The 13,893-nt window shown below is 63.1% G+C and carries 10 protein-coding genes, 1 tRNA gene and 1 pseudogene; 9 read left to right on the forward strand and 3 right to left on the reverse strand.

The genetic code is table 11. The features are described from left to right. The first annotated feature begins 228 nt into the window (after window positions 1-228). The 7 genes and pseudogenes from fdnG to AB4097_RS14755 all read left to right on the forward strand — a co-directional run bounded on the left by fdnG (window position 229) and on the right by AB4097_RS14755 (window position 9,372). Window positions 229-3,312: a formate dehydrogenase-N subunit alpha gene (gene fdnG / locus AB4097_RS14725; RefSeq protein WP_442040799.1), complete on the forward strand. Its 3,084-nt coding sequence runs from the start codon at window positions 229-231 to the stop codon at window positions 3,310-3,312. Between the two features lie 11 nt (window positions 3,313-3,323). After that, window positions 3,324-4,274 (forward strand): formate dehydrogenase subunit beta, encoded by a 951-nt coding sequence (gene fdxH / locus AB4097_RS14730; RefSeq protein ID WP_442040801.1) that lies wholly within the window; start codon window positions 3,324-3,326, stop codon window positions 4,272-4,274. Then, window positions 4,274-4,969, forward strand: a complete 696-nt coding sequence (locus AB4097_RS14735) for a formate dehydrogenase subunit gamma (RefSeq protein WP_442040803.1) — start codon at window positions 4,274-4,276, stop codon at window positions 4,967-4,969. The genes fdxH and AB4097_RS14735 overlap by 1 nt, the downstream gene beginning before the upstream one ends. Window positions 4,970-5,009: 40 nt before the next feature. Next, complete coding sequence (gene fdhE, locus AB4097_RS14740; protein ID WP_442040805.1) at window positions 5,010-5,927, forward strand: formate dehydrogenase accessory protein FdhE; 918 nt, start codon at window positions 5,010-5,012, stop codon at window positions 5,925-5,927. Between the two features lie 2 nt (window positions 5,928-5,929). Continuing rightward, on the forward strand, window positions 5,930-7,333 hold the full coding sequence (selA, locus tag AB4097_RS14745) for an L-seryl-tRNA(Sec) selenium transferase (RefSeq protein ID WP_442040807.1): 1,404 nt from the start codon (window positions 5,930-5,932) through the stop codon (window positions 7,331-7,333). Next, window positions 7,330-9,159: pseudogene (selB, locus tag AB4097_RS14750) on the forward strand (selenocysteine-specific translation elongation factor); the annotation flags it as partial. The gene selA and the pseudogene selB, both read left to right, overlap by 4 nt. A gap of 117 nt (window positions 9,160-9,276) precedes the next feature. Further along, a tRNA-Sec gene (locus tag AB4097_RS14755) sits at window positions 9,277-9,372 on the forward strand. Window positions 9,373-9,429: 57 nt separating this feature from the next. Here the strand turns inward: AB4097_RS14755 and AB4097_RS14760 are convergent. Both AB4097_RS14760 and selD read right to left on the reverse strand, forming a co-directional pair. Then, window positions 9,430-9,765 (reverse strand): hypothetical protein, encoded by a 336-nt coding sequence (locus AB4097_RS14760; RefSeq protein WP_442040809.1) that lies wholly within the window; start codon window positions 9,763-9,765, stop codon window positions 9,430-9,432. Between the two features lie 67 nt (window positions 9,766-9,832). Continuing rightward, window positions 9,833-10,879 (reverse strand): selenide, water dikinase SelD, encoded by a 1,047-nt coding sequence (gene selD, locus AB4097_RS14765; RefSeq protein ID WP_442040811.1) that lies wholly within the window; start codon window positions 10,877-10,879, stop codon window positions 9,833-9,835. Window positions 10,880-11,064: 185 nt separating this feature from the next. Between selD and fdhD the strand changes: the two genes are divergently transcribed. After that, window positions 11,065-11,940 (forward strand): formate dehydrogenase accessory sulfurtransferase FdhD, encoded by an 876-nt coding sequence (gene fdhD / locus AB4097_RS14770; RefSeq protein ID WP_442040813.1) that lies wholly within the window; start codon window positions 11,065-11,067, stop codon window positions 11,938-11,940. Window positions 11,941-11,993: 53 nt separating this feature from the next. Here fdhD and AB4097_RS14775 read toward each other — a convergent pair whose 3' ends face one another. Further along, window positions 11,994-12,731 (reverse strand): response regulator, encoded by a 738-nt coding sequence (locus tag AB4097_RS14775; protein ID WP_442040815.1) that lies wholly within the window; start codon window positions 12,729-12,731, stop codon window positions 11,994-11,996. Window positions 12,732-13,023: 292 nt separating this feature from the next. Between AB4097_RS14775 and AB4097_RS14780 the strand changes: the two genes are divergently transcribed. Beyond that, window positions 13,024-13,716, forward strand: coding sequence for a helix-turn-helix domain-containing protein (locus AB4097_RS14780; protein ID WP_442040817.1), 693 nt, complete (start codon window positions 13,024-13,026; stop codon window positions 13,714-13,716). Window positions 13,717-13,893 lie beyond the last annotated feature (177 nt).

Raw genomic sequence — 13,893 nt, forward strand, 5'->3', positions numbered from 1 at the left:
TTCCGCCGACGCCGATACTCGGGGCTGCGTCCATCGACGCACTCTCCGACGAGCAAGCAACGGCTGCGACCTCAACGGCTATCTCAATCCGATGTTTCATAAGCAAGCCGTACGCGTCGCACGTAAGGCTCAGCTCGAGCTTGCATCGTTTGACACTAGAAATGTTCGAAACTAACCTACTTTAAAGCGAAGAAGTTGTTGCAGTGCGAAATCACAGGGAGGGTGACCATGAACATGGAACTCTCACGACGCGGCTTCCTCAAGGCTGCAGGCGTGGGTGTTGCCGGGACCACGATGGGAGCCTTCGGGTTCGCGGATCTTGAGGCGGCGCAGGCCGCGGCCATCCGGCCCTTCAAGCTGACGAACACGATGGAGACGCGCAATACCTGCCCGTATTGCTCCGTGGCCTGCGGCATCATCATGTATTCGAAGGGGGACCTTCGGAAAGGCGAGACGGCCGAGATCGTCCATATCGAAGGCGACGCCGATCACCCGACCAACCGTGGCACTCTCTGCCCGAAAGGTGCGGCGCTCAAGGACTTCGTGAAGGCGGAGACCCGGCTGAAATACCCGATGGTCCGCAAGCCGGGTTCCGACAGGTTCGAGCGGGTCTCATGGGATCAGGCGCTCGACCGCATCGCCAAGCTGCTGAAGGAAGACCGTGACGCGAATTTCATCGCCGCGAACGCAGCCGGCGTTCCGGTCAATCGTTGGACGACGGTCGGTTTCCTGGCTGCATCGGCGACGACGAACGAAACCGCTTGGCTGACTTACAAGGTCGTCCGCAGCACAGGGATAGTCGCATTCGATAATCAGGCACGCGTTTGACACGGCCCCACGGTGTCCAGTCTGGGCCCAACTTTCGGTCGTGGCGCGATGACCAATTCTTGGACGGATATCCGGAACACGGATCTCGTCGTCATCATGGGCGGCAATGCCGCTGAAGCGCATCCGTGCGGATTCAAATGGGTCACGGAAGCGAAGGCCAATCGTGGCGCGAAGCTGATCGTCGTCGATCCGCGTTACACGCGCTCGGCCTCGGTGTCCGATTTCTATGCACCCATCCGGCAGGGGACCGACATCGCGTTCCTGCTCGGCGTGATCAATTACTGCATCCAGAACGACAAGGTTCAGTGGGAATACGTAAAGGCCTTCACCAACGCGGCCTATATCGTGAAGGAGGGCTTCACCTACAACGATGGCCTGTTCACGGGCTACGACGAGAACAAGCGCGATTACGACCGCTCGACTTGGGAGTACGAGATCGGGCCGGACGGCTTTGCCGTGGTGGACGACACGCTGCAGAATCCACGCTGCGTCTGGAACCTGCTCAAGACCCATGTGGCGACCTACACGCCCGACATGGTCGAGCGCATCTGCGGAACGCCCAAGGACAAGTTCTTGAAGGTGGCGCAGATGATCTCCGAGTGCTCGTCGCCGACCAAGACCATGACGTCGATGTATGCGCTCGGCTGGACGCAGCATTCCAAGGGATCGCAGAATATCCGATCCATGGCGATGCTGCAGCTCATCCTTGGCAATATCGGCGTGCGCGGCGGCGGCATGAATGCTCTGCGCGGGCACTCGAACATTCAGGGCCTGACCGATATCGGCCTGATGTCGAACCTCCTGCCGGGCTACCTGAACATTCCGGTGGAGCGGGAGACCGATTTCACAACCTACATGTCGAGCCGGGCGTTCAAGCCGCTGCGGCCGAACCAGACCAGCTACTGGCAGAACTACAAGAAGTTCTTCGTCAGTTTCCAGAAGGTCATGTGGGGTGAGGCGGCGACGGCGCAGAACGAATTCGCTTACCAGTACCTGCCCAAGCTCGACGTGCCGGCCTATGACGTGCTGCGCACCTTCGAGATGATGCACCAGGGGAAGGTGAACGGATACTTCTGCCAGGGCTTCAACCCGCTTCTGGCCTTCCCGAACCGCCAGAAGATCACGGAGTCGCTGTCAAGATTGAAATGGCTCGTGACCATGGATCCCCTGGAGACGGAAACGTCTCGGTTCTGGGAGAACCACGGCGAGTACAACAACGTGAACCCCGCGTCGATTCAGACGGAGGTGTTCCAGCTCCCATCCACCTGCTTTGCGGAGGATGATGGCGCGCTCGTCAATTCAGGCCGTTGGCTGCAATGGCACTGGGCGGGCGGCAGCCCTCCCGGCGAGGCGAAGCACGACACGTGGATCATGGCGCAGATCCATCGGCGGCTGCGGGCGCTCTATGAGAATGAGGGGGGGGCCTTCCCAGATCCGATCCTCAACCTCACCTGGAACTACCAGGATCCGGACGAGCCTTCCCCGGAAGAACTCGCCAAGGAGCTCAACGGCTACGCAGTCGAGACCCTCACCGATCCAGCGGACCCGACCAAGGTCGTGCTTGAGAAGGGCAAGCAGCTCGTCAACTTCTCGGTCATGCGCGATGACGGCACCACCGCCTGCGCCTGCTGGATCTATTCCGGCTGCTTCAACGAGGCCGGCAACAACATGGCGCGCCGGGACAACACCGATCCGGACGACACGGGCGCCTATCCCAACTGGTCGTTCTCGTGGCCGCTCAACCGGCGCATCCTCTACAACCGCGCCTCGGCAGATCTGCAGGGCAACCCGTGGGATCCGTCCCGCAAGCTGATCGCCTGGGACGGAACGAAATGGTCGGGCTACGACGTTCCCGACATTGCGCCAACTGCGAAGCCCGGCGAGGTCGGCCCCTTCATCATGAACCAGGAAGGCGTGTCGCGTCTCTTCGCCCGGGGGCTCATGCGGGAAGGGCCGTTCCCGGTGCATTACGAGCCCTTCGAGGCTCCGATCGCCAACGTGATCGCTCCGAAGATCCGGGGCAATCCTGTTGCGCGGATCTTCCAGAGCGACGTGGCGCAGTTCGCCACCTCGGAGGAGTTCCCCTATGCGGCGACCTCCTATCGCCTGACGGAGCATTTCCACTATTGGACGAAGCACAATCGCGTGAACGCGGCGCTTCAGCCGGAATTCTTCGTGGAAATCTCCGAGCAGCTCGCGGCGGAAAAGGGCATCGCGGCCGGTTCATGGGTGCGCGTCTGGTCCAAGCGCGGCGAGGTGAAGGCGAAGGCCCTCGTAACGAAGCGGATCAAGCCTCTCATCTGCGACGGCAAGCCCGTCCATGTGGTGGGCATTCCGCTGCATTGGGGCTTCATGGGCCAGGCGCGGAAGGGCTGGGGACCGAATTCCCTCACGCCCTTCGTGGGCGACGCCAACATCGAGACGCCTGAATACAAGGCGTTCCTGGTCAATATCGAGCCCACGACGGCCCCGGCGACGGCCTGAGGAGAAGCGGAATGGAACCAAGTCCTCACACCGCAACCAGCAACCCGCCGGTCGCCGCGACCAACGCAAACCTGACGGAGCGGGATCTCGTTCGCCGCTCCGCCTCGACGGTCCCGCCGCCCGCGCGGCAACTGGAGCCGGTCGCGAAGCTCATCGACGTGTCGAAATGCATCGGCTGCAAGGCGTGCCAGTCGGCCTGCATCGAGTGGAACGATACCAATCCAGCCATCGAGACCAACACGGGCGTCTACGACAACCCGCATGATCTAACGCCCGACATGTTCACCCTGATGCGGTTCACCGAATGGGATAATCCGCAGACGGGCAATCTCGAATGGCTGATCCGCAAGGACGGCTGCATGCATTGCGAGGACCCGGGCTGCCTGAAGGCCTGTCCCGCGCCCGGCGCCATCGTGCAGTATTCAAACGGCATCGTGGATTTCGTGCACGAGAACTGCATCGGCTGCGGCTATTGCATCAAGGGATGTCCGTTCAACATCCCGCGCATCTCGAAGGTCGACCATACGGCCTACAAGTGCACTCTCTGTTCCGACCGCGTCGCCGTGGGGCAGGGACCTGCCTGCGCAAAGGCCTGCCCGACCCATGCGATCACCTTCGGCACGAAGGACGACATGAAGAAGCTGGCCGACAGCCGCATTGAGGACCTCAAGTCCCGAGGCTACGACAATGCCGGCCTGTACGATCCGCCGGGTGTCGGCGGGACGCATGTGATGTACGTTTTGCACCACAACGACCAGCCGGAGATCTATGCGGGCCTGCCGAGAGATCCGAGGGTCAGCCCCGTCGTGAATGCCTGGAAGGGCATGGCCAAGTATCTCGGCTTCGCCGCCATGGGGCTCGCGGCGGCGGCGGGCGTCCTTCATTCGGCGCTGGTCAGCCCGAACCGGGTCACGCGGGAGGATGAGGAGAAGGCCGAGGATCTCGTGAGGGAGAAGACCTGATGGCACAGACGAGCATCGAGAAGGAAGATGCGATCCATCCCGGCAACCCGGTCGTCGTCGACCGGTATAACCTGGGCGCGCGGGCCAATCACTGGATCACGGCGGTATCGCTCATTCTTCTTGCTCTGTCCGGCCTTGCCTTCTTCCATCCTTCCCTGTTCTTCCTGACGGGCCTGTTCGGGGGCGGACAGAGCGCCCGCGCCCTCCACCCCTGGATCGGCGTCATCCTGTTCTTCAGCTTCGCGGGTCTCTTCATCCGATTCTGGCGCGCCAACCTGCCGGAGAGGGCCGATCGGCAATGGCTCGCCCATGCCGGCGACATGATCAAGGGCGACGAGGAGAAGGTGCCGCCGGTCGGGCGGTACAATCCGATCCAGAAGTTCAATTTCTGGGTCATGTCTCTCCTCATCATCGCCTTGATCCTGACCGGGATCGCGATCTGGGATCAGTATTTCTTCGATTGGACCACCATCCCACAGAAGCGCGTGGCGGTGCTTATCCACTCCCTCGCAGCCGTCGCGCTGATCTGCATCTGGATCGCCCACGTCTATGCGGCGATCTGGGCGCGGGGTACGCTGCGGGCCATGACGCGCGGTTCGGTCACGGGAGGCTGGGCCTGGAAGCACCACCGGCTCTGGTTGAAGGAACTGGCCGAGCGTCATAGAGTGAAGAAGCCGGCTACGCCTGCCGAGTAGTCACATGATGACACGTAACCCGTGCGGTTCGTGAGGTAGCATGACACATCCAGGTTCCGTCGATCCCAATCCCGCCTCCATCGGCCGCGTCCCCGCTCCTCCGTTTGTCAGGCTGCCCGATCCACGACGATTGTTCGAGGCGCGAAAGGAGCGGCTCGATGTTCTGGCGGAGACGGGCGAGCTTGCGCCTTACCTTCGTTTCATCGCAGGCATCGCGGCCGTCCAGAGCGCCATTCAGGATGGTCTGCCCGTGCCTGAGCTTCCGCCTCCGGATGCGCTCGACCGCGCCCGCGAATTCGGCATGCCGCCGCTGGATCGCAACCAGACCGATATTGACGATGCCGTAAGCGAAACCCTGCGCCGCCTGTTCGATGCCGTCGTTTCGCTCGCCAAGCCGGCCGAGGCACAGGCGGCTCTCGAGCGGGTCAAGGCGGCCTCGCCGGACGAGACGCGCGACATGGTGCGCCATGTCCTCTCGGATTCCATTCCAGCCGAGACCATTGCCGAGCACGTTTATGTGGCGGCGGGATTGCAGGTGCATTTCACCCGTCTCGCGGCAAGGCTCGACAAGGATAAGCTCACGCGGATCAGCGACGGCACATGCCCCTGTTGCGGTGGTGCGCCGACATCGTCCCTCGTCGTCGGATGGATGGAAGCGGAGGGGACGCGCTACTGCTCCTGCTCCCTGTGCGGGACGCTCTGGAACGTCGTTCGCGTGAAATGCGTGTTGTGCGGCTCAGGAAAAGGGATCGGCTACCAGGAGATCGAAGGTGGGGCCGGGACGATCAAGGCGGAGTGCTGCGACACCTGCAGGGGCTATGTCAAAATCCTGTACCAGCAGAAGGACATGGCTCTCGATCCGGTCGCAGACGATATCGCGAGCCTTGGGCTCGACCTTCTCTTGAAGGACGGTGAATACCGTCGCGGCAGTTTCAATCCCTATCTGCTCGGGCTTTAGGAATGGCCGAAACGGCACTTTCCCCTCTACGCCATCTCCCGTCGGTTGATCGCGTGCTGCGCCAGCCGGATGTCGCGATCCTCATCGGGAAGTACGGCCGCGCTGAAACCACCCGGGCTGTTCGCGAGGCCCTTGCGGCTCTGCGGGATGAAATGAAGCCCGGAGCCGTGTTCGACGACGCGGCCATCTCTGCCTCCGTCCTGGCCTATCTCGAAGCGCGGGCGGAGCCCCGGCTGAAGCCGCTCTTCAATCTGACCGGAACAGTGCTCCACACCAATCTCGGACGTGCGGTTCTGGCGGAAGAGGCCATCAAGGCCGCGACGGTCGCCATGCGAAATGCCGTCTCCCTCGAGTTCGATCTCGCGACCGGCAAAAGAGGGGAGAGAGACGACCATGTCCGTGCGCTTATCTGCGAATTGACGGGCGCGGAGGACGCGACCCTCGTCAACAACAATGCGGCTGCGGTGCTTCTTGCCCTCAACACCCTTGCGCAAGGCAGGGAGGCCGTCGTCTCCCGCGGCGAACTGATCGAAATCGGCGGTGCGTTCCGCATGCCCGAGATCATGGCGCGAGCTGGAGCGCGTCTGCGCGAGGTCGGTACGACCAACCGGACCCATCCGCGCGATTACGCAGATGCGATGAGCCCTGAGACCGGTCTGATCCTGAAGGTGCACACCTCGAACTATCGCATAGAAGGCTTCACCGCAGAGGTCGGCGCCCGCGACCTCGCGACGCTCGCACGACAGCACAATGTGCCCTTCGTCAACGATCTCGGCTCAGGAACTCTCGCCGATCTGTCCCGGTTCGGCCTCAGAAAGGAGCCGACCGTCCGTGAGGCGGTGGACGAGGGAGCCGATCTCATCACGTTCTCCGGCGACAAGCTCCTTGGCGGACCGCAGGCTGGTTTCATCGTCGGCCGGAAGGATCTCATCGCGGCCATCAACCGTAACCCCATGAAGCGTGCGCTGCGGGTGGACAAGATGCGTCTCGCAGCCTGCGAGGCGACCTTGCGGCTCTATCGCGATCCCGACCGACTCGCGCAGAGACTTCCCACCATGCGCTTCCTCGCGCGGAGCATGGAAGACGTGCGGAAGCAGGCCATTCGTCTTGCGCCCGTTCTGGCCGCAATTCTGGAAGGCAGCGCTGTCGTCGAAGCGGCGTCATGCTCAAGTCAGATCGGTTCTGGCGCGCTTCCCCTCGACACGATCCCGAGTTTCGGGCTGGTCATGCGGCCGAAAGGTGGAGGGCGAGCGGTCGAAGCTTTGAGTGCGGCGTTCAGACGCCTGCCATGGCCCGTCATCGGCCGCGTTGCCGAGGGTGCACTCGTCTTCGATCTCAGGTGCCTGGAAGACGAAGGCCTATTTCGGGAAAATATCACGTCACTGCGCTTCGAGGCCTCTTCATGATCGTCGGCACGGCAGGCCACATCGATCATGGCAAAACGGCGCTCGTCAAAGCGCTGACGGGTGTCGACGCGGATCGCCTGAAGGAGGAGAAGGCGCGCGGCATCACCATCGATCTCGGCTTCGCCTATTGGCCTCAGAGCACCGGTGACGTGATCGGCTTTGTCGACGTGCCCGGGCATGAGCGCTTCGTCCACACCATGGTGGCAGGTGCCAGCGGCGTCGACTTCATCATGCTCGTGGTAGCAGTGGACGATGCGGTGAAGCCGCAGACCCTCGAACATCTGGCGATCATCGACATCCTGGGAATCGAGCAGGGCGTCGTCGTGCTCAGCAAGGTCGATCTTGCCGGCGAGGAGCGCCGTGGGGAGGCCACTGCGCAGATTAGAAATGCCCTGGCAGGCACGGTCTTGGCGGAGTGCCCGATCATTCCCGTGTCCGTTGTCACCGGTGAAGGGATCGATACGCTAAAAGTGCATTTGCAGCGGGCGGCATCGGCACGGAGAGAGCGGAACGAGGCTGGAATCTTTCGCCTTTCGGTCGACCGCAGCTTCGTCCTTTCAGGTGCCGGCACGGTGGTCACGGGAACCGTTCTCTCCGGCTCGGTTTCCATCGGCGATCAGGTGATCGTCAGCCCGTCCGGACGCACGGCCCGTGTCCGTTCGATCCATGCGCAGAACCGGGCCGCGGAGCGCGGCATTGCCGGCCAGCGCTGTGCCCTCAATCTCACAGGCGAGGGCATATCGAAGGACAGCATTGCCCGTGGCGACATGGTGCTCGCACCTGAACTTCATGCGCCGACCGACCGGATCGATGCGAGCCTGCGGCTCCTTCCGAGCGAGAAGAAACCTGTCGGCCAGTGGTTTCCCGTTCGCTTGCATCATGCGGCCATGGAGGTTGGGGCACGGATCGTTCTTCTGCAGGATGAGCCCATACAACCGGGCGAGAAAAGCATCGTTCAACTCGTCCTCGATCGTCCGATTGCTGCTACCGTGCATGACCGCTTCGTGGTCCGGGACACATCGGCCCAGCGGACCATCGGAGGCGGGTTCTTCATCGATCTACGCGCGCCTGCCCGTCACAGGCGCGGCGAGGAGCGGCGTGCGCATCTCTCGGCTCTGGCACAGGACGATCTAGCTATCGCCATGAAGGACTTGGCTTCGGTGCATCCCGGATTCTTCGATCTGGTGGCCTTCGCCCGGGACCGGGCCTTGCCCCTCGGCGCCGCGACAGGCATGGCCGACAGGCTCGGCTTCGTGCGCCTTGCCGCAGGCACTGCCCTTCTGGCGCTCGCAAGAGAACGCTGGCTTGCCTTCGAGGCAGGCTTGGTCGGCATTCTTGACACATTCCACGGGGAGAACCCGGATCTGCAGGGAATGGGTTTCGAGCGACTACGTCTTCAATGCGAGCTGCGCCTGCCGACACCGGCTTTCCGCGCTGCGCTGCAGTCCCTCGTCGCGGATGGTCGGATCAAGGTCGATGGTTCATGGGTACGTCTACCGGGTCACGAGGTGCGTCTCGACAGCCGGGAGGAGGGCATATGGGAGGCGATCCAGCCGCTCCTTGCAGGGGAGGAACGCTTCCGGCCGCCCCGGGTGCGGGATATCGCCGATGGGATGGGCGTGCCGGAGAACGAGATCCGACGCCTCTGCAAGATTCTGAGCCGCCTCGGACACGTCGACGAAGTCGCCCATGACCACTTCTTTCTGCGCAGCACGATCGCAGAGATGGTCGACATAATCCAGGCACTCGCTCTTCATGCAGCGGACGGGCAGTTCACGGCCGCGCAGTTCCGAGACTGTGCCCAGAACGGGCGCAAGGTCGCCATCCAGATCCTGGAATTCTTCGATCGTCACGGCGTCACCTTGCGCCGCGGCGATCTTCGTCGCATCAATCCTCATCGGCTGGATCTCTTCCGTGCGATTCCGCCGTTCGATGATGCTCATGGAGGAGAGGCGTCCCCGGTGGGGCGTCCGGACTTCAAATCCGGGTGGGGCCGCGAGCCGGTCCTAGGTGGGTTCGACTCCCACTCTCTTCCGCCAACATCTCCCAGCAGCCTGACGCGAGGACGGAATTAGCGGTCGCCGGCCTTTGTCGCGTCAACGAGACGGCGTGCACCCGCGGGACGGCCCGGCGGGAGCCGCAGAGGCGCTTTTCATCGGATCGAGGCCGCTCGCTGTCGCGGGATGATCCGACGGGGATTGCGGGGTGGGACCTTTCGGAGTCGTGCCGATGAAGGAGCCACCGAGTCCTCCGGTCCAGCCGGACGATCCGGCCGTTCCCGGTGAGGTGCCGGAGGCTTGGTTGTTCGGATCGGGCGCCGTGGCGGCCGTGGTCGCAGGCTCTTCCGGGCAGGGGTTCTGTGCTGCGCTCTGCGCCCAGCACGGTGTCGACAAGCCCACAGCCGCAACGACAAGGATCAGGGGGGCACGCATGGCATCCGGCTCCTCTTGGCTAAGCTCTCTGAGCAACGTGGCGGAGGACGGTGGGTTCCGGCGGACCCTAGATCACTTTGACCTGCGGAGATCCTGCTTCCGCATGGCCGACAATACGGGCCGATGGATAGCCGGCCTCGACGATGAGCCTGAGAATCTGCTCTGCCCGTTCCGGCGCGCAGGCGACGAGGAGCCCTCCGGAGGTCTGGGGATCCGTGAGCAATTGCCTCTGCCACGGCTCGAGACTCTCGGGCAACAGGATGCCGTCCGCGTAGCTGTCCCAATTGCGGGTCGAGGCTCCCGTCACATAGCCTTTCCGGGCAAGCGAAGCGGCCTCCTGCAGCAGGGGCAGGCGGGCATGGTCGATGCTCAAGGTCAGGCCGGACCCACGGGCCATTTCGAGGCCGTGGCCGAGAATGCCGAAGCCGGTGACATCCGTGATGGCATGGATGTCGGGGTCCCGGGCGAGTTCGGCGCCGATCCTGTTCAGCAGGGTGACCGAGTTGATCATTTCCGCATAAGCGTCCGGCGGAAGCGCATCCTTCTTGAAGGCTGCCGAATAGATGCCGACGCCTAGCGCCTTCGTCAGGATCAGCGCGTCCCCGGCCTGCGCGCCGCTGTTGCGGCGGATCTCGCCGGGTTTGGCCGTTCCGGTCACGGCAAGCCCATAGACGGGCTCCGGGCAGTCAATGGAGTGCCCGCCTGCCACCGGGATGCCGGCTTCGGCGCAGATCGCAGCACCGCCCCGCAGAATCTCTCGGACGGTCGCAGGCGCAATCTTGCCCAGCGGCATTCCGAGGATCGCCAGAGCCATGATCGGGCGGCCACCCATGGCGTAGACGTCAGAAATGGCATTGGTTGCCGCGATGCGCCCGAAATCAAACGGATCATCCACCATCGGCATGAAGAAGTCCGTGGTCGCGATGATGCAGGTCTCGTCGTCCAGTTGCCAGACGGCTGCATCATCCGCCGTCTCCGTGCCGACGAGAAGCTGCCGGAACGGCCCGGCTGCCGGCTGCTCGGAGAGGAGTTGCTGGAGGACGGACGGCGCCAGTTTGCAGCCGCAGCCGCCCCCATGGGACAAATGGCTGAGCCGAACGTTTTGCGTGTCCATAAGCGTCGTCCTCCCATTTTCAAATCATGGTTTCAGGTTCGGGCCCGCAAGGCAACCACGCCGGTCTTCGGGGCGTTGCTCTGAAAGCCAAGCTCCTCGGGACAGGAGGAGGATCTTGCGTTTCGATAAGCGCAATGCCCCTATGGAGAGGCTGCCGATGAATGCGCTTGAAAGCAGGGGAGCCGATGACGCCGGTTGAAGATGCCAAGCAGGAGAGTGCCATCGGCAGGGACCATGAGGATTCTGCACTTCCCACGGCTCTGGAGGCGCCGATCACAGTCATCCCCTTCGAGGGCACTGGGGTGTCTTGCGGAACGCGGGCGATCCCGTCGGAGGTGCCGGTCAATCTCGTCTATGGCGGAATACCCTTCGCCGTCATGATGACGACGCCGTCCGACCTGGAGGATTTCGCGTTGGGCTTCAGCCTGACCGAGGGCATCATCACACATCCGCAGGACATTCGCGGCAGTCGCGTGGAGCAGGATGAGCGCGGCCTTCGGCTCGCCATCGATCTGGTTCCCGACAGGCTGCACGAGCATCTGGCGCGCAAACGCGCCCTGTCGGGGCGAACGGGTTGCGGATTGTGCGGCATCGACGATCTCAAGTCCCTGCCTCAGGCCCGAGCGCCCGAAGGCGATGCGCCGGTCGTCGCGGTGTCAGCCATCCATTCGGCTCTCCTCGGTCTTGATCGCCGGCAGGATCTCAACGAGCGGACCCGCGCGGTGCATGCGGCCGCCTGGGCCGATCGCGATGGAACGATCCGCTTCGTCCGCGAGGATGTCGGCCGTCACAATGCTCTCGACAAGCTCATCGGCGCAGCATGCCGGGCGGGTACGCCACCGGACAGCGGTTTCGTCGTCGTCACGAGCCGCTGTTCCTTCGAACTGGTGGAGAAGGTTGCCGCCTTCGGAGCGAGGACTCTCGTTTCGATCTCGGCGCCGACCTCGCTCGCCTTGGAACGGGCACGACATCTCGACATCACCCTCATCGGGATCGCCCGCCGCGACACCATGACGGTCTTCCATGGCATCGAGCGCATCATCCGCATGGACGGTGCTTAGCCATTTGGCAGACACGCGGATATTGGTCCGGGAGCCATCGCGTCAAAGCCGCTCTACTGCACGTGTCCCGTGAACACGTATCCCACGCCACGCACCGATTTCACCAGCATGGGATGCTTCGGATCGGGCTCGATCTTGCGCCGCAGGCGCGCCACCTGGGCGTCGATCGAGCGGTCGATGGCCTCCCATTGCCGGCCGCGCGTCAAGTCCATCAGCTGGTCGCGGTTGAGCACCCGGCCAGGGTGGCGGGCCAAGGTCATCAGCAGCTCGAATTCCCCGGTGGTCAGTGCGATCTCGGATCCGTCCGGCGCCTTCAGCTCCCGCCGTCCCAGATCGAGCCGCCATCCGTCGAACCGGATAACCTCGCCGGCATCCAGCGGAGCCATGACGCCCGGTTGCACTGACACGTCTGGTTGGGTGCGTCGAAGGACGCTCCTGATCCGGGCCAGGACCTCGCGCAGTTGAAACGGCTTGGCGATGTAATCGTCGGCTCCCACCTCGAGGCCCACCACCATGTCGACCATGTCGGACCGACCTGTCAGCATGATGATGCCGGTCTTGGCCACGCCCGGCCGTGCCCGCAAATCGCGGGCGAGCTGAAAGCCGTCCTCGCCGGGCAGGACCAGATCCAGAAGCACCAGATCGATCTGCGTACGGTTCAGGCATCCCCGCATGGCCTCGCCGTTGGCGGCAGCGCTGACCTGAAAGCCTTCACCGGTCAGATAGCGGGTGAGCATCTGACGGATTTTGGCATCGTCATCGACGATGAGGATATGCGGTGCCTCTGTCATCACCGGCCAAGGTCCATGAGTTCGGTCTCTCCTGACATTGGTCCTGTTACGTTATCGCGTGAACCCGAGGTCTGGAAATACTCCTGAATTGCCACGGTCGAGTTGTGGGCCGTTCTCTAGGCGCGATGCTGTTACGAACCGTTACAGGCCGGCACACAATCGCACAGGACAACGGCACCGGTGTGACATTCGACTGCTTTAGTCACGACAGTCAGGATCGTGTTCGGAGCATCCCATGTACTCCTCCCATCTCCTTCCTTCAGCTGGAAGCGCAACCCTCCCGACGTTCGGCATGCCAGCCGAGAATTTGACCTTGGAGCATCTGTTCGCCGGCCAGCCAGCGGACAAATTCGCCGCTGGGGAAGGAGTGTTCTGGGAGGGCGATCCGGCGTCCGACATCGTCCAGATCGTCGAGGGCTGCATGCGCCTGTGCCGTATTCTGCCCGACGGGCGACGGGCGATCGTGGGTTTCAAGTTCGCCGGCGAGACGCTCGGGCTCTCCTGCGAGGAAACTCATTGCTACACGGCAGAGGCCGTTACGCCTGTGCGGCTGCGGCGACTGAGCCGTGCCCGCCTGCGGGCGATGGGCGAGGAGGCCAGGCCATTGCAATCGCTGTTCCTGGCGAAGGTCTTCGAGGAGATCCGCGATGCCCGACAGCATATCATCGTGCTGGGGCAATTGGGGGCCGAGGAGAGAACGGCCCATTTCCTGGTGTCCGCGGCATACCGGACAGGAGCCGACCGGAGGCGTCCGGTGACGATCGAGCTGCCGATGACGCGCCAGGACATCGCCGATTATCTTGGCCTGACCATCGAGACCGTCTGCCGTATCCTGTCGAAACTCAAGCGCGATGGATTGCTCGCCCTGGATGGGCGCCACAGGATCACCCTGCTTCGGATGGCGGATCTGCAGCACCTCGCCGGCGAGTTCGACGATGCGGAGCCGCAGACTGCGTCCTGGACGCCGGCCAAGTGGCCGCACTGATTGTCCAGGAGGTGATCGATGGGTGAGCATCGGGCCGGTCCCAAAAGCGCAAGTCCACTTTTCCGAACGATGCTCTAGTCTGGAGTCCAGCCCGGAGAGGGTGATCGAGCAATCACATCCCGGGTGACGTGAAGTTGCCGGCGATTGTCCGGCCTGACGGCAGTTTCGCATTTGGTC

It is taken from the genome of Microvirga sp. 2MCAF35 (assembly GCF_052115545.1).
In the GTDB taxonomy this organism is placed as follows: Bacteria; Pseudomonadota; Alphaproteobacteria; order Rhizobiales; family Beijerinckiaceae; genus Microvirga.

Excerpts from the sequence above, each read along its gene's own strand:
- fdxH (WP_442040801.1), top strand. The coding sequence starts at position 3,324 with ATGGAACCAAGTCCTCACACCGCAACCAGCAACCCGCCGGTCGCCGCG.
- AB4097_RS14735 (WP_442040803.1), top strand. The coding sequence starts at position 4,274 with ATGGCACAGACGAGCATCGAGAAGGAAGATGCGATCCATCCCGGCAAC.
- fdhE (WP_442040805.1), top strand. The coding sequence starts at position 5,010 with ATGACACATCCAGGTTCCGTCGATCCCAATCCCGCCTCCATCGGCCGC.
- selA (WP_442040807.1), top strand. The coding sequence starts at position 5,930 with ATGGCCGAAACGGCACTTTCCCCTCTACGCCATCTCCCGTCGGTTGAT.
- AB4097_RS14760 (WP_442040809.1), bottom strand. The coding sequence starts at position 9,765 with ATGCGTGCCCCCCTGATCCTTGTCGTTGCGGCTGTGGGCTTGTCGACA.
- selD (WP_442040811.1), bottom strand. The coding sequence starts at position 10,879 with ATGGACACGCAAAACGTTCGGCTCAGCCATTTGTCCCATGGGGGCGGC.
- fdhD (WP_442040813.1), top strand. The coding sequence starts at position 11,065 with ATGACGCCGGTTGAAGATGCCAAGCAGGAGAGTGCCATCGGCAGGGAC.
- AB4097_RS14775 (WP_442040815.1), bottom strand. The coding sequence starts at position 12,731 with ATGACAGAGGCACCGCATATCCTCATCGTCGATGACGATGCCAAAATC.
- AB4097_RS14780 (WP_442040817.1), top strand. The coding sequence starts at position 13,024 with ATGCCAGCCGAGAATTTGACCTTGGAGCATCTGTTCGCCGGCCAGCCA.